The organism is Spirochaeta isovalerica (assembly GCF_014207565.1).
Taxonomy (GTDB): domain Bacteria; phylum Spirochaetota; class Spirochaetia; order DSM-2461; family DSM-2461; genus Spirochaeta_F; species Spirochaeta_F isovalerica.
The window spans coordinates 70,353-94,006 of sequence record NZ_JACHGJ010000003.1 but is presented as its reverse complement, the minus strand read 5'-3'; the positions used below and the strand labels follow the sequence as shown (position 1 = coordinate 94,006).

Genomic DNA, 23,654 nt, shown 5'->3' with positions numbered 1-23,654 from the left:
TTTTCTACTCCTAGTCTTCTAATATCCATCCCGGATGTATGCTGAGTGCGTTTCGGGTGGCGTAATCGCGTCCCCGTTCTACTGCCTCTCTGAGCGAAAGACCCTCGAGAATACCCTGAGCCATTCCGGCTGTCATGGAATCTCCGCATCCGATGGGGTTGACCGCATCGATCAGTTTGCTGTCGACTTCCGACAGCGCTCCCCTTTCCGCGATAAGCGTGGATAAAGCTCCCCGGGATATAATGAAAGAACAGTCGTATTTTTCCGAAACCTCTTTTATCCCCCGGCTAATATCACTGTACTCCGGGAAGGTCTGGAAGAACTCCTGTTCATTGATTTTAATGTAATCGGGCCTTATCTTCCGGGAAATAAAAGATCCCAGAAGATCGGTTCCTCTGTAATCGGCAATAACAGTCAACCCTTTTTCTTTCGCCGTCCGCACCAGAAAGGGGATGATCTCACCCGAAAACCCCCTTGCCCGGCTGCCGCTGATAATCAGGCATCTGAAGTCCTCTTTCATCCTCCGGAGAAAAGATTTTTTCAGGACCTCCTCCTCTTCGGGGGAGACCTCTTCAGGCTCATTGACAACGAGTTCCGTACAACTGTTGTTTTCCATGTTGAGCAGTGTCGTACAGGTTCGGACCCGTCCCGCTGTTTCCACAGTCGAAAGATGGAGAAAATCCCGTGAGCAGAGATCTTCAAAGAGAACCCGGTTCTCCTTGCCGGCAATAGTGAGACAGGAAGCCTCTTCACCGGCCTGGGTCAGAACCCGGCAGACATTGACCGCTTTTCCCGCCGCATCCAGATAGTATTGTTCGCTCCGGTTCACTTCGCCTTCATATAAAGTGTCGAAAACCACAGTTTTTTGAATGGCCGGACTGAGGCCTACCGTTAGAAATCCGGGTTGACTGTTATGCATTCAGATCTTTTCTCCATTTTCCAGGAGGTAATTTTCCGCCTCGACACTCCAGAGCCCGTTGTTTCTCTTTACAATCTCCGCCAGTTCTTTGAACAGCCGGGAATTCTCCGCCAGTTCGGGAAGATCATTCAGAGCGGTGAGAGGGAGAGACAGCCCCGTATAGATCAGTTTCTTGCCTCCCGGTATCGCGGGCAGATTCAGAGTGGCTTCCGCTACGGCATCGAGCCCTCCGATATGGGTGACCAGAACTTCCGGAGAAAGCAGACCGCTTTCCATCAGCTCCAGGGCTTCCGTCATATCGTCGACATTACCACCTGTCGTTCCGATTATATGTTTCTCTGTATAGTGTACATCGTAGTAGTTCAATCTTGCAGAAAACTTTTCATCAGTCGGTCCCGCGAAAAAATTCATGCAGCCGTTGAAGCCCAGAAGGCTTTCGCCCAGCTCGAGAGCGTCCGCAAAGGGAACCATGACGAGCATATCGTCAAAGCCTTCGTTTTCCGTAAGCCGCATAATGAACTGATGGGGATTATCCAATTCGCCTGAATTGATAAAGAGAAGGGAAATGCCCCTCTTTTCCGCTATGGGTCCGAAAATGGACTGGGCCCTCTGGAGCCTCTGATTATCGAGATCCGTTACAATCAGCTGTCTGGGGCGGAATTCTCCGGCGAGGGCGTAATCGATCGCCGCCAGTCCCATGGGACCGCATCCTCCGAGAATGGCCATCCTGCCGCCTTCTTTGATACCCAGATAATGAATGTGCTTCTGTCTGTCCGTCCTGTATAGGGAACGGCAGGCACCGATAACACAGGAATATGGCTCGGAAAGAGCCGCGTTGAAATACCCCTCCCCTCTGTAGGGAAGAAGACAGTTCATGATCATCACTTCCGGAGGAAGTATCATGTATGTGGCGTCGCCGCCGCAGTATTTATAGGAATACCCGGGAGAATCCATCGATCCTTTGTAATTAATGGCAGGCTGAAGAGAGAATTTCTCTCCCGCCTTGTATTTTCCCTGCCATTTCTCTCCGATCTGAACGATTTCGCCGGAAAGTTCATGGCCGATAATAATCGGATTGTCGGCGACATCGTCGGGGACTCTTTTGTGGTCCTCGCCCAGTTTCGCCGCTTTATAGGAACTCATGCAGAGGCTGTCCGCCGAGACCTTGACCAGGATTTCGTCATCTTTTATTTCGGGAAGTTCGAATTCCTCGAGACGTAAATCCATTTTGCCGTATAACCGAACCGCTTTGGTCTTCATTCAAAACCCCTGATTTATCAATATGTCAATTATGTCTTCTACCGAAGAAGCGGCGATAATCTGCTCCACCGCCTCTTCATCGTCACAGAGGTCGGCGATCTGACTGACCGCCACCTCGTTGTGTTCTTTTACGCTGGGAGCCGCCATAAATATGAGCAGGCTCACGGGATCATTATCCGGATCGTTGAAGACAACCGGATTTTTCAGTGTCACGATTCCGTATCCCAGAGCCAGTGCGCCTTCTTCCGGTCTAGCATGGGGCATGGCAATACCCGGCGCGATGACGATGTAAGGACCGTTTTCCTTACATTTTCTCACTATGTTATCCAGGTATTCTTCCGTCGCTGCACCCTTATCAACCAGAATCCGTCCACCTTTTCTGATGGCGTCTTCCCAGCTGACTACATCAAGGGCACAAATTACAGCTTTCTTTTTAACAATGTAATCTGTGAATCCCACTGGTAATCTCCTTATATCGCTGAGAGTAAAAGGGGGTCTGATGCCATGCATCCCCCCTTTTTATCAAGAATTATTTATGGCTATCTACAACCATCTGTACAACTTCTTTGTACTCAGGGGCATTCACCAGATTGGTGACGCTGATGCACTGCGCTTTTGTACCGGAGAGTTTGACTCTCTCAGCCAGGTCGCGGTGACAGATAACCAGCTGCGCGTTTCTGGGAATATCATCTACAGAGCAATGCTCGACCTTGATATCCATGTTTTCCGCTTTCAGCAGTTTCGTCAGTTTGTTGGCACCCATGGCGCTTGAACCCATTCCGGCATCACAGGCGAAAAGCACTTTTGTGATAGGTCCTGAAGCTTTCAGAGACTTAACAGAATCTTTAGCTTCATCGAGAGCTTCATCTTCGAACTGATCGGCCGATCTCTTAACAAAAGGCATGGCGATGACAAAGGAAACAGCTGTCGCTACGATAACCCCCATAAGAATGGACAGATGTCCGCCTTTGGGAGACATAGCCAGCAAGGCGAAGATACTGCCGGGAGAAGGAGCGGCAACAGCACCGGATCCGAGGAGCATGTTGGTGAGAACACCAGCCATTCCACCACCCATAGCGGCGAGAATGAGGATCGGTTTCATCAGAATATAGGGGAAGTAGATCTCATGGATACCGCCGAAGAAATGGATGATGATGGCGCCGGGTGCGGAAGCTTTGATATTTCCCTTGGAGAACAGCCAGTAAGCCAGCAGTATGCCGAGACCGGGTCCGGGGTTAGTTTCCAGAAGGAACATAATGGACTTGCCGGATTCCTGAACCTGCTGTATGCCGAGAGGACTCAGAATCCCGTGGTTTATAGCATTGTTGAGGAAAAGAACTTTACCCGGTTCGATAAAGAGAGAGATCAAAGGAAGAGCTTTGATGTCTACGATGAATTGAACTCCACCCTGGATAACTGCTACAATAGCACTGATAACCGGACCGATAACGACGTATCCGAGGAGCGCGATCAACATTCCGAGGATTCCGAGGGAAAAGTTATCAACTAACATTTCAAATCCGACAGGCACTTTACCTTCAACCAGCTTGTCGGATTTTTTCATTACCCATGCAGCGAAAGGACCGATCAGCATAGCTCCGATGAACATCGGAATATCGGCACCGACGATAACGCCCATTGTTGCAATAGCACCGATAACACCACCACGGACTCCCCAAACCTGTTTACCGGCAGTGAAACCGATCAGAAGAGGAAGAAGGTAGGTAATCATCGGACCTACGAGAGAAGAAAGCTTTTCATTGGGAATCCATCCCGTGGGAATGAAAAGCGTCGTGATAAGACCCCAGGCGATGAACGCACCGATAATGGGCATAATCATACCGCTGACGAATCGGCCGAATCTCTGTAAACCGGCTCTGAAAGAAGCGGTTCCTGACGCGGCTCCGTTGAGAGCCATAGAATCACTTTGTGTTGTACTCATGTTTTAACACCTCTGTTTTATTCGGGTGGCCTTCATCCCCGATGTTCTGACATCGGGAATGCAGGCCCTGTATATAACGCGGCAACGCCGCAACCTATCCGAACAAGAATACTCCGGGACGGAGATTCTTATTGATGTTTCATTATCACGCCGGTTCCTGAAATGAGAAAGTTTTACTAATTTTTTATTGGCATAATTAAAAATATATCGATTTGGCACTAATTAATGCCGGATGTACGAACTTATTGACAACCCGTATATCGATAGGAATTTTTCAGGCACAGTAACTGAATTCATGACAATCCCGGAAAAGATCTCCAGAGAAGGAACTCTATACCAGTTCAATTCCCAGCACGTTAAGGGGTGAAGGATCGGGTTTTCCGATCAGGTACCCCTGAACAAAATCGACTCCCAGGTCTTTGAGGATTTTCTTGTCCGCTTCGGTCTGGACAAATTCAGCAATAGACTTTATGCCCATATCCCTTGCGACCAGGGAGACAGCCTTGACGATGGTCCGGTCGTCTTTATTTCTGGAGAGCGAGCGGACAAAAGCGCCGTCGATTTTAATAAAATCCACTTTCAGATCCCTTAAATAGACAAAGGACGTAAAGCCGACACCGAAATCATCCAGGGAAAATTTACAGCCCAGCTCTTTAAGATTGGCAATGAACTCCACGGCTCTGGGAAGATCCTCAATCGCGGCTGTCTCCGTAATTTCAAAAACAATTTTCTCCGGATCGGCGCCGCTTTCCTGAACTTCATTCTTCAGAAAACCGAGGAGTTTTTCATCGGCAAGATCCTTTCCCGAAAGATTCATGGACAGAGAAATATGAATCCCCTTTCCAGCGAGAAAGGCCTGATAGGCTATGGCTTTCTGCGCGACGATCCTGTCAATGCTCCCGACAAGTCCGAAAGATTCGGCAGCGGGTATAAACGATCCCGGCAGGGCTATGGATCCATCTTTCTCTTTCATCCTGACCAGAACTTCGAAGTGGTGAACCTGATTGCTCTCCAGGTTCAATATGGGCTGGAACCAGATGACGAAACGATCCTCTTCAAGTGCATCGAGAATACGCCGGCGCAGAGAAAAACGAGTGTGGATTTCCGACAACCGGTCATCATCAGAAGTGTAATGATGACACTGGTTCTTGCCTTTCTCCTTCGCTCTGTAGAGAGCAATATCCAGTTTAGTCAAAAGGTCTTTAACCTCTTCCCCCTCTTCAGGGAAGCCGGCCACTCCTATGCTGACTGTCGACTCCACGGATTCCGTTCCGACTCTGAGAGTTTCAACGGCCGAGTTGATTTCGTTTCCAATTTCCTTATGAATTTCCGGAAGAATGAGCAGAAGATCATCTTCACCCAGTCTGCCGAAATGATATTTTCCGGAACAGCAATTCTCGGCAATTCCTTTCACAGTTTTAACCACAGCCTGTAAATACAGGTCTCCGACTCGGAGTCCATAATTTTCATTAATTAACCGGAAATCATCGATATCGATCATCAGCAAAGAGAAAGGAGACTTCTTAACTATCTTTTTTTCCAGAATTCCGATTATCGAGCTGCGGTTATAGAGACCCGTTGTCTTATCGAAAGTTGTAAGGTACTTTGCCTGTTCCTCCGCTTTCAGCATGGAGGTAATATCATCTTCAATAGCCAGGTAATTGGTGATTTTTCCCGTCTCATCCTGAATCGGAGAGATGGTTGCCTCGACCCAGAAATATTCACCGTTCATCCTGCGGTTTTTAAAACGGCCTCTCCAGCTGTTCCCTGTGGAGATGGTGTTCCAGATCTCCAGAGAATCGCTTCTGGTTCTGTCATAGCTGGTAAAGAGATAGGCTTTCTGACCTATCGCCTGATCGGGCCTGTACCCCGTGACCTCTTCAAAGCGAGAGTTGACATATTCGATGACACGATCAGCATCGGTTATGATAATGATACTGGAGCTTTCCTGAAGGACTCTGGTCAAGCGCCGTATTTGTCTGTCAGTTTCGACTTTATCCGTAATATCCTGAACGGTTCCGTAAAATCTGACAGGTTTTCCCGATTCATCGACTTCCACCTGTCCCATACCCTGAACAGTCAATTCAGTTCCGTCGGAGTGAACGACCCTGTGCTCTATTGTATAGGATTCTTTTTCCTTCAGAGTTTTTTCAATAAGACTTGACAGCATTTGCCTGTCATCGGGGTGAACAGACTGTAAATATGCTTCCAGTGTGGCTTCAAAAAGATCGGGATCCAGTCCGAAGATACGGAATGTTTCATCAGACCATTCAATCCTGTTTTGCTCTATAATCCATTCCCAGCTGCCCAGTCTGGCCAGCCTCTGAGCATCCTGCAGGTTTTTCCGAATGTTCAGGAGCTTACTTTCCGTTCGGTACAGCTGTTCCACCTGATTTTTCAGATGATCGATGATCTCATTCAATTCTGATGTTTTCTCCGATACTTTCCGAGTCAGAAAATCTTTACTTTCCTGAAGCTTTTCCGCCGTCGATTTCAGCTCGGTAATATCGATAACAAAAGTGACTTTCCTGGCATTCCCGTCGCTGCCGAACACCCTGAGGGCATCGGCTATGATGGAGAGAACCCGCCCTTTTTTGTCGACGACCTCCCATTCCCCGTGAACTTCTACCCCGTTTTTCAGAAAATCATTGTGAAGATCTTCCAGCAATTTGTGTTGGTCTTCCGGGACAACGGTCAGGAAAGAGCGGCCGATGAGTTCTTCGGCTTCATACCCGTAAATCCGGCAATAAGCCCTATTTACAAAATCGTAAAGCCCATTCCCGTTCGTTATGCACATTCCAACGGGCGTGTTATTAAAAATGTCATTGAGAATTTTACTATCCGGAGTAAAAGCGGTCATTCTGTTATTTAGTCCTTTACTGTTATAAACAGTAATTTATAGAGTCACTATTCTCAAGAGAGGAAAATAAAAAACGGGCCGGGAGGAAACTGACTCCTGAAGATTCGACAGATTAAAGCTGAAACGAACAACCCATCAGACATAATTTTTCAGGATGTTAAAAAATCTCCCATGTATGATAATATTAAGCTCATGAAAAGAGATATCAAGCTGCACGAAAGCTGGCAGGCCGTTATGGCCGATGAATTTGAAAAACCCTACATGACAGATCTTCGCCGTTTCCTGCTGGAAGAGAAAAAGCAGGGAAAGACCATCTTTCCACCGGGACAGCAGATCTTCTCGGCTATGGACAGGACGCCCTTTGACAAAGTGAAAGTCGTGATTCTGGGACAGGATCCCTATCATGGCCCCGGTCAGGCCCACGGGCTTTGTTTCTCCGTTCAGCCCGGTGTGGCTCCTCCCCCGAGCCTGGTCAACATCTACAAGGAAATGGAAAGCGATCTTGGATTAAAACCTCCTGCTCACGGATGCCTCAACAGCTGGGCCGATCAGGGGATTCTATTGCTCAATGCCGTTCTGACAGTGGAAGCCCGGAAGGCGGGGTCCCATCAGGGCCGCGGTTGGGAACAGTTAACTGACCGTGTCATCAGAGAGCTGGAGGAGAGAAGAAAAAATCTCGTTTTCATACTCTGGGGATCCTATGCCAGAAAGAAAGGAAGTTTTATCCGGAAGGACAGGCACTTTGTAATAGAGAGCCCCCATCCCTCCCCGCTTTCCTCCTACAGGGGATTTTTCGGCAGCCGTCCTTTTTCCCGAACCAATGAATATCTGGAAAAGACAGGACAGAAACCAGTTCAATGGCAGCTGCCGGAACAGGCTGATCTCTAATTCGCGAAATACTTTTTCAAAATGCTATAGGACTTTTTCGGAACTACAGAATAAAAGAAACGGGACAAAACTCCTCCGGCGGGAGGAGTTTATTTGAGATAGGTCTTAAGAATGAGAGACTGAACAGCTTCCTTTTCGACCGCTTTTTTATTTCTGAATCTCACTCCTCTCGATACATTCATTATAATCTCATTGAGTTTTAAATCAAAATTATCTGTCGAGAGAATTTCCGTCACTCTGTAGCGCCTGCCCGAGTGGTCTTCTCCCCTGTAGGAAATGAGGATAAGTTCTCCCAGGAATTCGAGAAGAGCTTCTATTTCCAGATGAACAGTTTTCTTCATATATACTTTCGAAAGGACTTTAAGCTCCTGGAGCCGGGTCACAAGCTCGGTCAGATCTGTAAACCGCCAGAATTTCTGGGCTTCGGCACTCTGCCCGTCGCTTTTTGCGGCTTTCCAGGCGTGAACATGCTTGTCCAGGCTGTAATACAGCAGGTCGAGAGACTGAAGAATGACCAGCATGCGTCTGATATCAGCCGTTTTCCGGTTTTTCCTGAATAGCCCCAAAGCTGTAAAAAGAGCAATCAAGGCAATGAGAACAGCTGCTGCCGCCGTAATGACGAGAATCAGCTCGGACTTTGAGAATTGATAGAAGAAACTTTTAATCGCATAGAGGGCATTCTGTATCATGATTATAAATTCGGCAATATAAGTCCCAGTCCTTAGAAAAGAATGATGTCTATGAAAAAGCCCCGGGAAATCCCGCTTTTATACAAAAAAATAGGGGATTGGGACTCACGATCAGCTGCGGTATAATAAAATAATATTACGGAGACCCATCATAAGGTAACCTGGAGGATCAAGGCTGCGAATTCACCATTACCCTGCCCGTTCGAAGCGCAAAGTAAAGCGGCGACGTCCCGAAGGCCGGTCGATATACTCAATAAATTATCTCCTGGATAAACAGCCAAAAGCTCTGAGAAAAGATGAGCGCTGGCCGCTGATGGTCAGCTATCTGAGCAGCGAGCCTAAACTGCTGAAACTGCGCTTTAACAAACGCTGTTATTCCCTGCTTCACAATGCGATTATTCGACCGGAGCATCTGGAGAATTTCTACCGGACCTACCGGTTTCCGAAAAATCCCTTCTTTCCCCTCTTCTTCCTGATCAAAAGGGACTATCTGACAGAAAGGGAAAACCGGAAGCTGGAGCGGCAGGAGTATATCCGAAAGGGACTTTCCCGCCTTCCCGCTTTTATCAAGGTCATTTTCACACTCTGCTCGCGGCTGGAGAAACAGATGACCGGGCGCGACAGCTGTCCGGTTTACAGAAAAACCTTTCTTCCGGCCACAAAAAAGAGAACTGATGAATACGGTAAGTTCACCCATGGAGACTGGATGGATTTCTTCGATGCTTATCTGGATAAACTGGCGGTCGAATACGAACATCTGCCTCTGAAAAAAGTGGAATATCTGGGAGCGGCCATGGCATTGCGCTGGGAACCGGATCCGGAATACAGAAAGCCTTCAGCAGAAACAGTGAACAGGCAGTACCGGGAGTTGAGCAAGGAATATCATCCCGATAGGGGAGGAAACTCCCGGTATTTCATCAAAGTGAAATGGGCAAAAGACTATTTTACTGACTAGAAAATCCCCAGGAATGTGAGAACCAAAGGAAAAACCGCCAGAGTCACCAGCGTAGCCAGAATCAGGATGCTGTTGTAGAACCGGCTCTCTTCCCGATGCCTTTCCCCGAGAAAAACGGGAATGATGAAGGGCGGAGGCAGCAGGAAAAAGGTGATAAAAGCGTAGAGCATCATCGAATTCACCGGCATGACGAAGCGGTTGGTAAAGAACGCCAATGCTGTCGCTCCGATAAGGACTCCCAGGAAGCGGAAGGCTATAAGGTGAAATCCCTTTTTAAAGGGGATGGTGCTGAACTGGAGATTCGATCCCAGAACCAGAAGAATCAGCGGCGTAACGATGGCAGCCAGCATTTCAAGAGTTTCCTGAATGAGTAGAGCCGGAGCTTTATCTGACACCATATCGTAGAGTCCGGTCAGATTGAGCAGTATGGCTGTCAGTATGGCGATAATAATCGGTGATTTGAAAAAGTTGAGGATGATCAGCTTTGCATCCACGGTCCCCTTCTCTTTCGATTCGAGAAGCGGCGCATAGAAAAACCAGATGAAAAACTCGTGCCCCAGACCTATAAGCAGTATGTAATGAAGGTTTTCCACTCCGAATATCCCGGAAAAGAGGGCGATCCCCACCATGCCGAACTCGAACCCTGTAAAAAAGAAAGGCGACAGCGGATAGGCGCAGAGCTTTGTCCTGTTTAAAAATATACCGAACAGATAGAGGAGTATGCAGAGGATAAAGGTTCCGGAGAAAAGCCAGAGAGCCTTAGCCTCGATAGTCATTGTCAGAAAGGACAGAAAAAGGACTGACGGCAGGGCAGTCGTGACGACGATCTTCTTGAGACCGGCGACGACCGCATCAGTGAGGATATCGCGGCGGCGCAGGATGTAACCGACAAACATAATGAGAAAAAGAGGAATAAATCGGGATAGTGTATTGAACATATTTACACTATTGAGGACTTGATGGGGAATGTCAAGAATTGCCGATGTCTTATTTCATTCTGGAAATGAGAAGAAGAATGAAAAGAAGTGTAAAAATGGTCAGAACATAACCGAGAAGAATAAGAAGCATCATATCTGCGAATCCAGTCTTTTGGTGTAAAGGTATTTTTTTGCGGCGAAAGGAAAACTGGCAGACTCAATATTATCAAAAACAGAAATCATATCCCTGTCCCGTTCATCGATTTCGAACTTGATTTTCTGTAATCGCGTTTTTTACTTGCCGGTCTGGACTTCAATTGCTCATGAATAAGTGTTCTCAATGGATAAGCCCCGGTCGTCGTATTGGACAGCACAGTAAAATAACGGGCATCTGAATAATAGACGGAAAGACAGGATACGCCAGCATCACAGCCTTCCATATAGAGATATTTCTCCCGGTCAAAGCCGATCCAGAGTCCTCTTCCGTACCCGGTCTCCGGTTTGACAGAAGAGACCTTTTCCGTCATACAGGCCAGGGAATGCTCCGATAAAAGCGATCCTTTCATCAGGCCGAACCAGAAAAGGCTCAGATCTTCGGCAGTCGTAAAGGCTCCGCCGTCGCCGCAGCCTTTTACAGGCACATCGAAAATATTGGTTTTCCAGTCCTTATTATCATCAATATACCCATAAGCCGTATCGCCGGGTAAACGATTCATTTCGAAAAAGCCCGAATGGTTCATCCCCGCCGGTTTGAAAACCTCCTCTTCAATAAATCCGGAAAAGGATTGTCCCGATAGTGTTTCTATGACCAGAGCCAGCAGAATATATCCGGAATTGCTGTAGGAGAATCTTTCGCCCGGCGGAAATTTCATATCCCCGTGAAGCATGGGAATATAATCCCGGGGACCGTAAAGCTTGTGATTGGGTACCGCAAGCTCAAATCCGTCATAATCATCTATCAGCTCTTCATCGAGATAATCGTATATTCCCGATCTATGGCTTAAGAGGCTGTCTATGGTCACGGCCTTATCAATCAGGGGAAAGTCTTCTTTAACAACACTGTGCAAAGGTGTATCCAGAGTCAGTTTTCCCCGGTCTATCAGCCGGAAAATACCGGCGGCAGTGAATGTTTTTGTTCCCGAAGCTATGGCGAAACGGGTCTTTTCCCTATTGGGAATCCTGTTGCTCCGGTCCGCATAACCGAAGGCTTCCCTGTAGAGAGGATTCTGACCATCGCGAACCAGAACCATTCCGGAGAAGTTTATTTCACCCGCTTTGTCTCTGATATTATCTATTAATGTCAAAATCGCCTCCTTCAGGATTTCAGGTCTTCATCATAGATAACTGTGAACCGCTCGTAAAGAACCGGGATATCTTCATGAAAAACCTGTCCTTCCTCTTTGTATTCCATTGAGAAAAAATCCCTGTGGACCTCCCGCCAGAACTGAAGAGACAGGTCGCCCTCCCCTTCCCACCGGGCTTCATCGGCATTTATTTCGCTGAACTTCTTCACTCTGGTTTCAGTTATTTCAACTATGCAGCCGGGCAATCCGTTTCCATAGGTAATGATGGAGAGATCGCCCGCTTCAGGTACCTTTTCCTCCGGCTTATAGAGCTCCAGAGCCGATGAAGTGCCTGTTTTAGCGCCGGTTTTAACCAGTCCTATCAGCAGATTGGGCAGATATTCCCCATAGCAGAAATTCCACACGTCATAGGGGCTTCCTTTATAGAGGGGATTCGACAATAAAAACCTGTCCCAGTAACCGGAGATAATTCTCTCCCGTTCCGCTTCGCTGTAGATCCGGTAATTCATTACGACCTGATCGCAGCAGCGTATTCCATTCTCATAGATCGAATTTTCATATTTTCCGAGGAAATAATTTCTCTTTACAGAATCGATCCGGAAACCGCATTTCTGATAGAGTCCGATCTGGGATAATCCGCAGTTCCCCGTTTTGATCAGAACATCTCTGAAGCCTTTCTCTTTGGCATAAGCTATGGCGGTTTCCACCAGCTGCGAACCGATATGGCGGTTCTGATATTTTTCCCCGACAGCTACGGAGACAATTTCCGCCTGATCAGTACTCAATTCCAGAAGGCCGATCGTCCCTACAACTTCTCCATCGATCCGGGCTGCCCACCATAAAGCCGAATCTTTGTATTTTGCAATCTGCTGATCATCCTCATCGGCCAGATAGAGTATGGCATGGGGCAGATAATGGCTTGGGATTCTATCGATTTTCACGTTCAGACCTCTGTAATACCGGATTTCGGGAAATTCACACTCATAATAATACAGATCGGACAGGAAAACTTCAAAATAATATCGATAAAATTCTCTCTTTTTGTGGTTTATAAAATGCTGAAGGCTTAGAATTAATGAAAAGAGCAATCTACGGAACTGAAGATGTTCATATTTTGTCTCTTCCCGTCTTTGAAAAGAACTGTTTCAGCTCCTTGTTATAGGAGAATGAAAATGACTCAAACCCAACTTCACGTTCAGCAAATCATCAGAAAGCACGGCCCAGCCAGGGAGAAGCTGCTGCCTATCCTCCAGGATGTCGTCAAGGAACAGAATTATTTATCGGAATCCGCGATGAAGCAGATCGCAGCGGCGCTGGACATCTCGGCCGCTGAAGTCTACGGAGTGGCCACATTCTACAGTTTTCTCAATACCGGTCCGACAGGACGGTATACGATCCGCATCTGCAAATCCGTCAGTTGTGACAGCAGCGGCAGAAAAGCCGTTGCGGAAACCCTCGAAAAAAGGCTGAGAATCAAGATGGGAGAAACAACTCCCGACGGCTTGTTCACCCTGCAGCATATCAACTGCATGGGTTGGTGTCATAAAAGCCCGGCTATGCTCATCAACGAAAAAGTGTATACGGAACTCACTCCCGAAAAAACTGCAGAGGCCCTGAATGAATGGCTTGCCATCGCCGAGGAGGAAAGAGATGCTTAGCAGGAAAATAAACCTGATGTTTACCGAAAGCGATTACGGAGCCATACTGGACAGGGCTTTGTCCATGGGTTCCGCATCCATACTGGATGCGATTGAATACTCGGGTCTTCGGGGCCGCGGAGGGGCCGGTTTCCCAACCGGCCGGAAATGGAACGCTGTAGCCGAAGCACCGGGCAAGTCCAAAATAATCATCTGCAACGCCGACGAAGGTGAACCGGGAACCTTCAAAGACCGGGAAATTCTGGAAGAACAGGCTCTCAAGGTATTAACGGGAATGATGGTCTGTGCCATAGCTGTCGGAGCCGACCGGGGGTTCATTTATCTCAGACACGAGTACTCCTACATGATCAGCCACATAGAGAAGGAAATCGATCGGTTCCAGAAGCTTATAGAACCGCGGAAGCTTTCCTTTCCCATAGAAATGCGCATGGGCAGCGGCGCCTATATCTGCGGAGAGGAAACAGCCCTTCTGGAATCCATGGAGGGGAAACGGGGAGAAGCGAGAAACAAGCCTCCCTACCCCGTCGATAAAGGATACCTGGACTTCCCCACAATTATTAATAATGTCGAGACATTTGTTTACACCACCATCATTATCGAGCACGGACCGGAGGAATTCCACAATCTCGGAACAAAGGATTCAAGGGGAGCCAAAATATTCTGCGTCTCCGGCGATACTCCCAAACCGGGAATCTATGAACTGGAAATGGGAATGAACCTGGAGGATTTCGTCAGGGATTTCGGAGACGGTGATACCAAGGCTGTACAGGTGGGGGGCTCTTCGGGGTACTGCGTGCCGAGAAAACTGTTCACCGAAACGATTATCGGTTTTGAGGGAATACCCACAGGCGGATCGATGATGCTCTTTAACTCCAGCCGCTCCATGTACAATATACTGAAAGGATATCTGGAGTTTTTCTGCGAAGAGTCTTGCGGCCAGTGCACTCCCTGCCGGGTCGGCTGTCAGCAGCTTCTGAAAGGATTGGAAGCCGTTAAGGCATCTGAAAAGCCTTCCTCCTATCTCAAACGGCTTAACGGGCTTGCCGGGATGATGGAAATCAGCGCCAAATGCGGCCTGGGCCAATCGGTAGCCCATCCGTTCAAATCCATAACCGAACATTTCACAGAAGAAATAGTCTATTAGGAGAAAGCGATTATGATTACCTTTACAATGGACAATCGGACCCTCGAAGTGCCTGAAGAAACAACCCTGCTGAAAGCGGCCCGGATGATCAATATAAAAATCCCTACCCTCTGCTATCACGATGATCTCTGTCTCGCCGGAAACTGCAGAGTATGCCTTGTGGAAGTTGAGGGGATGCGGACTCTCCAGGCATCTTGCAGCACCTATGCATTGGAGGGTATGGTGGTCCATACGAACTCGAGGAAAGTGCGGAAAGCAAGGCAGGATATTATCAATCTCTTAATTTCGGAGCACAATACAGACTGTCTGCACTGCTATAAAAACAGCCATTGCGAGCTTCAGGACCTTGCGAGGGAGTACGCATTGACGGAAAATCCTTTTATTGATCTGAAAAAGAACTATCTGCCGGACATATCCTCTCCGGCTATTCATAAAGACGACAGCAAGTGCATCCGCTGCCAGAGATGTGTCAGGACATGCGTGGAAATCCAGGGCGTCTCGGCGCTGGCCGTCGTGAATCGCGGTGCTGATCTGCGTATTTCCACTTTTCTGGATTACCCTCTGGATCAGGTCGTCTGCACCAACTGCGGACAGTGCGTCAACCGGTGCCCAACCGGAGCGCTGACGGAAAACAGCTATATAGAAAAAGTATGGGAAGCGCTCGATGACGGTGAGAAAACGGTTGTGGTACAGACAGCCCCGGCCGTAAGGGTTGCCCTTGGAGAATACCTGGGCTTTGCTCCCGGAGAAAGAGTAACGGGGAAACTGGTCACCGCGTTGAAGAGAATCGGCTTCGATGCCGTTTTCGACACGGACTTCACCGCCGATCTGACCATCGTTGAAGAAGGGACGGAGCTGTTGACGAGACTTAAGAAAAAAGTGGTCGATGGAGATAATATCCCGCTCCCCATGCTGACCTCCTGTTCCCCCGGATGGATCAAATACATAGAGCATGAGTTCCCCCATATGCTGAATAATCTGTCGACGTGCAAATCTCCCCAGCAGATGTTCGGAGCCCTGGCGAAAACCTATTATGCCGAGCAGGCTTCAATCGACCCGGCAAAGCTGGTGGTTGTTTCGATTATGCCCTGTACGGCCAAAAAATTTGAAGCCCAGAGACCGGAAATGCGGGACAGCGGATACCAGGATGTGGACTATGTGCTGACAACGCGGGAACTGGCCCTGATGATAGAACAGTCAGGACTGGAATTCATGACTCTGGCAGATTCAGCCTATGACACTCTTCTGGGCAGCAGCACAGGTGCCGCGGCTCTGTTCGGAGCGACGGGCGGAGTTATGGAAGCCGCTCTGCGCACGGCCTACGAACTCGTAACGGGCCGAGACGTCCCCTTCGAGGATCTGAATATTTCACCGGTCAGGGGTATGGACGGCGTAAAAGAAGCTTCCATTACGATCGAAAATCCGCTCAGCGAGTGGTCATTCCTGAACAATGTTGAACTAAAAGTCGCCGTGGCTCATGGCCTGGGGAACGCCAGGAAAGTGCTCAGATCCGTCGATGAGGGAAAATCGTTCTACCACTTTATTGAAATAATGGCCTGCCCGGGCGGATGTCTGGGCGGAGGCGGACAGCCGATTCCGACAACGCCTGAAATACGGCAGAAGAGAATGGATGCGGTTTACTCGGAAGATATGGCCATGTCCGTGCGGAAATCCCACGAGAATCCGGAACTGCAGGAACTGTACAGGGTTTTTCTCAAGGAGCCGGGAAGCGAAACATCTCACCATCTGCTCCATACCGGTTACGTCCGTCGTTCCAAATGAAAAAGGCTGTAAAAAAGACATGGCACTGATTTGTGCCGGAAGCTTTTTTACAGCCCTGATTCAAAGGGACAGTGTCTTACTTTTTATCTTTAAAGAAATCCGCAAAGGGGTTGTAAGTGTCGGAATCGCTCTCCATATATTTCTTAACCGATTCATCCTCTTTCAGAGAAGAAACCTGTTTGAGAGAGATTCTTTTCCTGTCCGTATCAACGGAATTGATTTCAACGGCCAGAGTCTGACCTTTCTTGACAATATCCCGGGGATGATTGTCTCTCGATTCCCCTTTGAGCTCTGAAACGTGAACCAATCCGTCCAGACCCGGCTCCAGAGTCACGAAAGCACCGAAATCGGTAATCCTCACGACTTTACCTTCATGACGGGTACCCGGTCTGTATTTATCGACAGCCGTATCCCAGGGATCGGCAATCAGCTCTTTCATGGAAACAGACATACGCTCTTTTTCCCAATCGACGCTGATAATGGCCGCTTCTATCTCCTGTCCTACCGAAAGCACGGCTGAAATATCGTTGATTCTCGTCCGGCTGATCTCGGAAATGGGTAGGAGGGCCTGGAAACCGCGGACATCGACAAATGCCCCGAAATCCTGAAGAGAGAGAACAGTGGCTTTTATGACTGATCCCTTCTTGAGTTCTTTTTTCAACTCTTCGATCTGCTGCTGCCGTTCCTCTTCGAGGATGACTCTGTTGGAAACCAGAATATTCCGGCCTTTTTCTCCGAATTCGGTAATTTTGAAAGTAAGGTGCTGCCCTACATACTCAGCAGCATTTTCAACCCTTTTAAGGCCCATCTGGGAATAGGGGCAGAAAGCTCTGGAGTTACCGATTTTAACTTCGAAGCCGCCTTTGATCTCTTTCTGGACCAGACCTTCCACGGGGATGGCGTTGCGGTAGGCGTTTTCAAGGACTTCGTCATTGGCCTCTTCACCGCTGATTTTTGTGGTGAAACGCATCTCGCCATTGCGGGAAGAGAGAAAGTAAGCTGTAATGGGATCGCCTTCTTGTACTGTGAGATTCCCCTCTTTGTCTGTAACCTCGCCCGCATCCAGAACACCTTCGCTTTTCCCGCTGAGCTGGAGAAAGACAGTCTCTCCTGCAATTGAGATTACTGTCGTCTCAATCTGCTGTCCCGGCTCAAGGGTTTCCATGTCGGAATAGCTGTTCTCGAACATCGTCGCGAAATCTTCATTTTCCATATTTTCCATATATATAAAACCTCCCGATTATTTAACAAAAAAAGATGTGCGACCATAAGCATACCTTTTCCTGAGGATTACATCAATTGACTGGAAAAAGGCATTCTTAACTTTCGTCAATGCCGTTACATTTTCAATCCTGTATATTGAACTCAACATTGAGAAAAACAGGAGTGTTTAACATGAAATCGAATAAACAGAAATATATTTTTGATAACGGGCAGAAGAGAGCGGCACTATGGACAGGAATCAGTCTTATAATCATGGCTGTATCTGCCGGGATTGCCTATGGAGCCATTCACGGGCAGCTGTTTATTTCCGGCGACAGCGAAGCGACCGGCCTGGCCGTTCAATCGAACCCCGCCCTTCTTCAGGCGGAAATTGCCCTCTGGGTTGTGATCCTTCTCACCGATATTATCGTTTCGGTAAAACTGTACAGTTTCTTCAAACCGGCAGGAAGAGGACTGAGTCTAAGCGCCGCTCTTCTCCGGCTGATCTACAGTGCCCTTCTGGCAACAGCCATCATCTTTCTTCTAAGGTCTTTAAACCCGGAAGTCGCCTATGAAAACATGAGTCTCTTCAGCCGGATATGGTCGATCGGCCTGATTGTTTTCGGAGTTCATCTGACGCTGCTGGCCGTTCTGGCATTCAAAAGCCGGTTTGTTCCCCTTTTTCTGTCTATTCTTCTTATTATCGCCGGACCGGCCTACAGCCTGATTCACATGCTTTATAACAGCGGACCGCAATTTGAAACCATGGCGGTTCTTCTGGAAAAGATTCTTTCCGTTCCCATGGCCTCGGCTGAATTACTGCTGGCACTGTGGCTGCTTATCATTGCTTTTTCCGGTCGTAAAGCCGTTTCTTGAGCCGGCTCAATGATTCGGGCGTTATCCCCAGGTAGCTGGCAAGCTGATGCTGCGGCACACGGCCGGCCAGGCCGGGGCGTTTTTCCAGGAGCTGGAGATAGCGCCGCTCGGGACTGGAAGCCCGGAAAAGAGCCATATCCATCTGACCAGAAGACAAATTGGATTCCAGAGCTGACCGGACGATATCCTGAAGGAAGGGGAATTTTCTATTCATCTCCTCTTCATTCTCCAGATCCCCTTCAAGAAGCAGGGTATCCTCCACGCATTCTACCGAATAAGGTGAAGGCTTTCCCTCTTTGTAGCTTTCGAAAATTGTCAGCGACTGGAGTTCCGTATACAGTTCGGCCGTGTGCTCGCTCCCCTCTTCATCAACATGAAAGAGCCTCAGACATCCTTTCAGAACGAAGAAGCAGTCTTCCGCTATGTCTCCCTGTCTGACAAGGAGTGTTCCCCGGGAATGTTCGACAACCGTCAAGGCGTCCGCAAGCGATTTCAACTGATCGGCAGATATTTCCGGCATCATGTCTTTTATAAACGATTCAAGGCTGCCATTCACTGGACGGCTCCGGCTGAAGCGGACAGGGAAAGAGGATTTCCGAAAAAATCGCTTGTCCTGAATTCGGTTTCCGGGACCAGATTTTTTCCGGGGGACCCTTCCGCCAGAGAAAAATCGCCTGTGGAACTATCCGTAAAAAGAGGCTCCCCCCATAAGCCGCCGGCGCCTTTCCCCGTAGCTGCGGCGAATTCAGACAGGTTATCGTACAGTATGTAGTTTATTCCGAAAGCAGGTCCGGCCGGTGCGTGCCAGAGATTTGATTCCAGCAGGATTTCGGAAAACCAGCCTGCGGGATTTTCATCGAAGAGAAGAAAATTGTAATCCGATCCGGAAGGAATGGAGGATGTATAAAATATGTTCCCTTTTATCACGATTTGGTCGGTTTCCGCTTCATGATAAAAAAGAGCGATATGAAAGTGATTACGATCGGGTCTTTCGGCACCCCAGCCGTACCCGGGGTTATAAGATGTATTGTGGATAAAATAAATATGGGCCGTCTGCGATGATGAGGGCCTGTTCCAGACTTCGAAAGATGCCAGTCCGCAGCGGGAGATTATATTGTTCATATAATAGATATTATGCTGGACAGACTGATTCGTGTGATTCTGATTTGTCAAAGCGGTGTCGTAAATCTCGGTAAAAGTATTGCGTTGGACAAGATGATTGGAAGCGTTGCCCCAGAACTCGATTCCGTTGCCGTACCGGACCGTTTCCCCCGCTCCGTCAAGCCATCCTCCGCCGATATAAGCGAAATCGCAATCCTGAATGATCAGATGATCGGTGTTCCCTCCGCCGAAGCCGTGCGCCCCGCCGTAGCGAAGAGAAAGGTCTTCAAACAGGACATAGGAGCTGCCGCTGAAATTGATGATATGCTCGGTCCTGGCCGCCAGAATGGATGAGTAGGCGGAAAGAGGGTCGGCTGATGAATAGAGGGTCAGGAGTCCTGAAGCCCTGTCGAAAAAGAAATCGCCATCGGAACCGAGCTCTGCGGAAGACCATTTTTTGCTTCCCGTCGCGGCATCGCCGTTAAAATAAATCTGACCGATATCGACTGCAAAAGGGACAGACCAGGTCCAGAGTCCGGCTCCCTGATCGATCCATGAGCCTCCCGATGTCAGTTCATCCGCACCGGTGATAAGAGGTTTTTCTCCGACACCGTATGCGCCGTATCTTATATAGTTTCCCTTTTCGCCGCTGCCGGGATGCAAAGGCCCCTTAAAGACCTCCCCTCTTTTGAGAAGAATTGTCGTTCCCGCCGGAACTGTATGAGTATTGACAGGATCAAAACTTGCAAAAGCCGCTGCAGGGTCCAATCCGCTATTGGAATCGTTACCTGTCGAGGGATCTATATAATATGTATTGCCTCCGGATTGAATGAACTGCGGAGGTCCGGCATATTCGATGGAAGAGTCCTCCGGCAGGATCTGAGATTTGCAGGAAATCAGCAATCCGGCAAGAGAAGCAAAAATAATGATTCTATTTAAAGAGCTCATATACCCATTTTAATAATTGGCCGGCTCCGGTGCAAGATATGCTCTATAATGAACTAATGGAATCCTTGCGCCCTCTCTTTATTACAGGTTTTATTTTTCTCTTATCCCCCATATTCTGTCAAACGACTGGAATCAGCGGGAGAGATCTGCCGGAGCCGTGGACATCCCGTCCCGGAGACATTGCTCCCTGAATCTTATTTATTCGATTATAACCGGTTTCCCGTCCAGACCTTCATTCCAGGACATGGCGCGGAGGGAGGGCTCAATCTGATAGATCATATTCTCCGCCTGCTAGCCGATTCAGAAACAGAAGAATAAGCGATCTTTATAGCAAGAAAAGTTGCTGTGAAAGATTTATATCAAACTGAAAAGCCCCATGCAAACGCTTGCATCAAATATATGCCATCGTTACAATATTCGTGACCGGAGGTTTTATTCATGCAAAAATATCTGATTTCTTCATTTATCGCTCTTATGCTCTTCGTCTCCTGTGAATCTTCCGATAAGTCGGGATTCTCAATCGATGACAATGAGCTTCTTTATGTCAGCGACACCATTTCGGTAGGGATAAGCGTAACCGATGAAGGCTTTCTGACCGTATCGGCCTCGGCGACTGAAGAGAGTTCGGCAGAGAAACGGTTCTTCCTCCGGGCGAATGGCAGTACACTCCCCTTTCGAGAAGAGAAAGATGATGAGGGGAAGAAGTTCTATGCATCGGGACAATACAGGATTTACAAAACAGATGAAGAATTCCAAATCTACAGAAATGACCTGTTCCTGTTCTCCTCGGTTTTCAGATTAAGCGGCAAGAGACTTCTGGAAGAAAAACAGACCGGCGAAGGGGAGCTCATGTACGGAATGGGCCAGTCCTCCAAATCCATTATAAAGGGGAATGACAGCTATTCCCTCTATCACTATCCGCAATACGGCGATCAGACCTATATGTTCATTCCCCAGATTTACTCGAGCGGCGGAGACAGTTTTTACTACAACAGCCATGTTTACGACACAGTTCGGTTCGGCGCAAGGGAATCGGGTCTTTTTGAGACGGCGACAGGTTCAAAAAGGCTTGAGTTTATCTACCGTTATGCGGACACTCCGGAACAGGCCGTTTCGGATTTCTACCGATTCAGCTCTTCCCAAAACCTCCTCCCGCGCTGGGCTTACGGGTTTATTCAATCCAGATACGGCTACAGGAACCAGCAGGAAGTTATCGATCTGGTCGATGATTTCGAAAAGCGGGAAATTCCCCTCAGCGCTGTGGTTCTGGATCTCTACTGGTTCAAACATATGGGGGATCTGGACTGGGATAAAGAAAACTGGCCCGATCCGGCAGCGCTGGACAGCTATCTGGAAGAGAGGGATATCAAGCTGATCACTATCAGCGAGCCTTATGTGACATCCGATTCTCCGAACTATTCAGTCATGGCCGATCAGGGCTTGCTGGGGACGAACAGCGAAGGTCAGCCTGTGCGCTGGAAGGACTGGTGGTGTTTCGATTCTGCAGACGGATCGATTATGAATCCCTTTGCGGATTATGCCGATGAGTTCTGGGGTTCGCAGTACATCCGCATGAGAGAACAGGGAATAGACGGTTTCTGGACCGATCTGGGAGAACCGGAGAATGTGCCGCGGACAGTCAGGATGAACGGGCTGCAGGAACATGAGTTCCACAACTACTATAACAGGGCCTGGTCGGAAATGATCTACCGATCCATGAAAGAGGAATATCCCGATGAAAGGCTTTTCATTCTGAGCCGCAGCGGCTATACGGGAAGCGCCGGATACGGAGTTTCCAACTGGTCGGGCGATGTCCCGGCGAGCTTTGAAGGACTGGCTGATGAGATTCCCCTCGGTCTCAATGCTTCCCTTACGGGTTTTTCCTACTGGGGAAGCGATGTGGGCGGCTTTACAGGAGAACCGGACCCTGAGCTGCTGGTGCGATGGTATCAGTTTGGACTTTTCTCTCCGGTATTCCGCGCCCACGGAACAGGACCGAGAGAACCGTGGAGCCGCGGAGAAGAGGCGGAATCCCTTATTTCCGGCCTAATTGACTGGCGCTACCGTCTGCTCCCCTACATTTACTCATCGGCCTGGCAAACAGCTGTCTCGGGAATACCGATGATGCGCCCCCTCTTTGCGGAATATCCCGGGGACGGGGAAGCCTGGAGAATCGAAGATGAGTACTTTTTCGGAGACAGCCTGCTGGTGGCCCCGGTTACAGCCGCCGCGTCAAAGGAGAAAAGCCGGAAATACTATCTGCCCGAAGGAAACTGGCTCAATCTATTCGACCTGTCAGAAAGAGAGGGAGGCTGGCATGAGGAACCCTTCGGTCTTTCGCAGATGCCCGTATTTGCAAGAGAGGGATCTGTCATTGCCATGAACGATAAAGGACGGGAGGCTCTCTTTATCTATCCCGGAACGGGAAAAAGCTCGGCGACCATATTCAGCGATGACGGATGGTCGGAAAAATACAGAGAGGGCGAGGGCGAAAGACTCGAAATATCTCTGGAAGGGAAAGAGCTGACGATCTCCGGAGCCCGGGAAAGCAGAGAAATTGTCATTATTATCCCCGTTGGAAAGGATCTTAGAGAATCGGCTGTTTATCTGGAAGAAGGAATAACAGTAAGCTTCGACTTGAAAGGATTCTAATTATAGTGGTACTCGATCTCAGCCTCTGAAAGGCGTTTGAGAATATGAATGGATTCGTTCAGATCGTTTTTAGTGAAAAAGATGGTGGAGAAAAGCTCCCAGAAGAGGACCCATCCGCCTATAAAAACGCCTTCCCTGAGAATTTTCAGAATGGAGAAGCGGTCAACAAGATTCTCGGTAATATAGCCGATCCCGATGAACACAATTCCGTAAACCGCGTAACGGAGAGCGCTCCCGTATGTTTTCCTCCGGGATATTCTACGCTTGCGCATTTTGTACTGAAAGAAATTGCGGAAACTGGTTGTATTGACCTCCTCCTTCTCTTCATCTCTCGCTCTTTCAGGGAGATGGAGGACGATTTTCAAAGCGTATTTTCTGGGAATTTCCCTGGTGCACTCTTCGAGATACTCGAACAGGTCATCGTCGAGGTCCCGGTTCAGCAAAGGAGAGAAGTCCCAGGAATGAAACACCTCCCTGTAGTATTCCACTTTGATATCGATACAGATTTTCGAGTTCTCGGTTCTGTAAAGCTGTTTGATTTTCAGTTCTTTCATCA

Annotated in this window: 20 protein-coding genes; 7 read left to right on the top strand and 13 right to left on the bottom strand. The window is 48.4% G+C overall.

Features of this window, described 5'->3' with window-relative positions; all coding sequences use genetic code 11:
• Positions 1-10 precede the first annotated feature (10 nt).
• From HNR50_RS09995 to HNR50_RS09975, 5 genes are all read right to left on the bottom strand, one after another.
• The gene (locus HNR50_RS09995) at positions 11-919 is read right to left on the bottom strand and encodes a PfkB family carbohydrate kinase (RefSeq protein WP_184746519.1); all 909 of its coding nucleotides are present in this window, start codon (positions 917-919) and stop codon (positions 11-13) included.
• Complete coding sequence (locus HNR50_RS09990) at positions 920-2,179, bottom strand: zinc-binding dehydrogenase (protein ID WP_184746517.1); 1,260 nt, start codon at positions 2,177-2,179, stop codon at positions 920-922.
• Positions 2,180-2,638 carry a PTS sugar transporter subunit IIA gene (locus HNR50_RS09985; protein ID WP_184746514.1) on the bottom strand — a complete coding sequence of 153 codons (459 nt, stop codon included), beginning with the start codon at positions 2,636-2,638 and terminating at the stop codon, positions 2,180-2,182.
• Positions 2,639-2,708: 70 nt separating this feature from the next.
• Positions 2,709-4,121, bottom strand: coding sequence for a PTS mannitol transporter subunit IIBC (locus tag HNR50_RS09980; RefSeq protein WP_246433976.1), 1,413 nt, complete (start codon positions 4,119-4,121; stop codon positions 2,709-2,711).
• 331 nt (positions 4,122-4,452) lie between these two features.
• Entirely contained in the window at positions 4,453-6,981 is a 2,529-nt protein-coding gene (locus HNR50_RS09975) for a sensor domain-containing protein (RefSeq protein ID WP_184746512.1), read from the bottom strand.
• 192 nt (positions 6,982-7,173) lie between these two features.
• On the opposite strand from HNR50_RS09975, the gene ung reads away from it, so the two are divergent.
• A complete protein-coding gene (gene ung, locus HNR50_RS09970; RefSeq protein WP_184746510.1) occupies positions 7,174-7,869 on the top strand; it encodes a uracil-DNA glycosylase in 696 nt (231 codons plus the stop codon).
• Between the two features lie 89 nt (positions 7,870-7,958).
• On the opposite strand, the gene HNR50_RS09965 is transcribed toward ung, so the two are convergent.
• Positions 7,959-8,558, bottom strand: a complete 600-nt coding sequence (locus HNR50_RS09965) for a hypothetical protein (protein ID WP_184746508.1) — start codon at positions 8,556-8,558, stop codon at positions 7,959-7,961.
• A 313-nt stretch (positions 8,559-8,871) separates the two neighbouring features.
• Here HNR50_RS09965 and HNR50_RS09960 point away from each other — a divergent pair, with 313 nt between their 5' ends.
• Positions 8,872-9,513, top strand: a complete 642-nt coding sequence (locus tag HNR50_RS09960; RefSeq protein ID WP_184746506.1) for a J domain-containing protein — start codon at positions 8,872-8,874, stop codon at positions 9,511-9,513.
• Here the strand turns inward: HNR50_RS09960 and HNR50_RS09955 are convergent.
• The 3 genes from HNR50_RS09955 to HNR50_RS09945 all read right to left on the bottom strand — a co-directional run bounded on the left by HNR50_RS09955 (position 9,510) and on the right by HNR50_RS09945 (position 12,675).
• Complete coding sequence (locus HNR50_RS09955) at positions 9,510-10,451, bottom strand: AEC family transporter (RefSeq protein WP_184746505.1); 942 nt, start codon at positions 10,449-10,451, stop codon at positions 9,510-9,512. The two genes, HNR50_RS09960 and HNR50_RS09955, sit on opposite strands and share 4 nt — an antisense overlap.
• 218 nt (positions 10,452-10,669) lie before the next feature.
• Complete coding sequence (locus HNR50_RS09950) at positions 10,670-11,734, bottom strand: serine hydrolase domain-containing protein (RefSeq protein WP_184746503.1); 1,065 nt, start codon at positions 11,732-11,734, stop codon at positions 10,670-10,672.
• Between the two features lie 11 nt (positions 11,735-11,745).
• Positions 11,746-12,675 carry a GNAT family N-acetyltransferase gene (locus HNR50_RS09945; protein WP_184746501.1) on the bottom strand — a complete coding sequence of 310 codons (930 nt, stop codon included), beginning with the start codon at positions 12,673-12,675 and terminating at the stop codon, positions 11,746-11,748.
• Between the two features lie 231 nt (positions 12,676-12,906).
• Here HNR50_RS09945 and nuoE point away from each other — a divergent pair, with 231 nt between their 5' ends.
• Genes nuoE through HNR50_RS09930 form a run of 3 tightly spaced genes read left to right on the top strand, consistent with a single transcriptional unit; the run spans position 12,907 to position 16,318 of the window.
• On the top strand, positions 12,907-13,392 hold the full coding sequence (nuoE, locus tag HNR50_RS09940; protein ID WP_184746499.1) for an NADH-quinone oxidoreductase subunit NuoE: 486 nt from the start codon (positions 12,907-12,909) through the stop codon (positions 13,390-13,392).
• Positions 13,385-14,536: an NADH-ubiquinone oxidoreductase-F iron-sulfur binding region domain-containing protein gene (locus tag HNR50_RS09935; RefSeq protein ID WP_184746497.1), complete on the top strand. Its 1,152-nt coding sequence runs from the start codon at positions 13,385-13,387 to the stop codon at positions 14,534-14,536. Before nuoE ends, HNR50_RS09935 begins: the two co-directional genes overlap by 8 nt.
• Positions 14,537-14,548: 12 nt before the next feature.
• Positions 14,549-16,318, top strand: coding sequence for an NADH-dependent [FeFe] hydrogenase, group A6 (locus HNR50_RS09930; RefSeq protein WP_184746495.1), 1,770 nt, complete (start codon positions 14,549-14,551; stop codon positions 16,316-16,318).
• Positions 16,319-16,394: 76 nt separating this feature from the next.
• On the opposite strand, the gene HNR50_RS09925 is transcribed toward HNR50_RS09930, so the two are convergent.
• Positions 16,395-17,540: a 30S ribosomal protein S1 gene (locus tag HNR50_RS09925; protein ID WP_246433975.1), complete on the bottom strand. Its 1,146-nt coding sequence runs from the start codon at positions 17,538-17,540 to the stop codon at positions 16,395-16,397.
• A 173-nt stretch (positions 17,541-17,713) separates the two neighbouring features.
• On the opposite strand from HNR50_RS09925, the gene HNR50_RS09920 reads away from it, so the two are divergent.
• Positions 17,714-18,397, top strand: coding sequence for a DUF4386 domain-containing protein (locus HNR50_RS09920; RefSeq protein ID WP_184746493.1), 684 nt, complete (start codon positions 17,714-17,716; stop codon positions 18,395-18,397).
• On the opposite strand, the gene HNR50_RS09915 is transcribed toward HNR50_RS09920, so the two are convergent.
• Complete coding sequence (locus HNR50_RS09915) at positions 18,363-18,953, bottom strand: cyclic nucleotide-binding domain-containing protein (protein ID WP_184746491.1); 591 nt, start codon at positions 18,951-18,953, stop codon at positions 18,363-18,365. The genes HNR50_RS09920 and HNR50_RS09915 overlap by 35 nt on opposite strands.
• A complete protein-coding gene (locus HNR50_RS09910; protein WP_184746489.1) occupies positions 18,950-20,446 on the bottom strand; it encodes a hypothetical protein in 1,497 nt (498 codons plus the stop codon). The genes HNR50_RS09915 and HNR50_RS09910 overlap by 4 nt, the downstream gene beginning before the upstream one ends.
• 438 nt (positions 20,447-20,884) lie before the next feature.
• On the opposite strand from HNR50_RS09910, the gene HNR50_RS09905 reads away from it, so the two are divergent.
• Complete coding sequence (locus HNR50_RS09905) at positions 20,885-23,098, top strand: glycoside hydrolase family 31 protein (RefSeq protein ID WP_184746487.1); 2,214 nt, start codon at positions 20,885-20,887, stop codon at positions 23,096-23,098.
• On the opposite strand, the gene HNR50_RS09900 is transcribed toward HNR50_RS09905, so the two are convergent.
• Complete coding sequence (locus tag HNR50_RS09900; RefSeq protein WP_221439855.1) at positions 23,095-23,652, bottom strand: hypothetical protein; 558 nt, start codon at positions 23,650-23,652, stop codon at positions 23,095-23,097. The two genes, HNR50_RS09905 and HNR50_RS09900, sit on opposite strands and share 4 nt — an antisense overlap.
• Positions 23,653-23,654 lie beyond the last annotated feature (2 nt).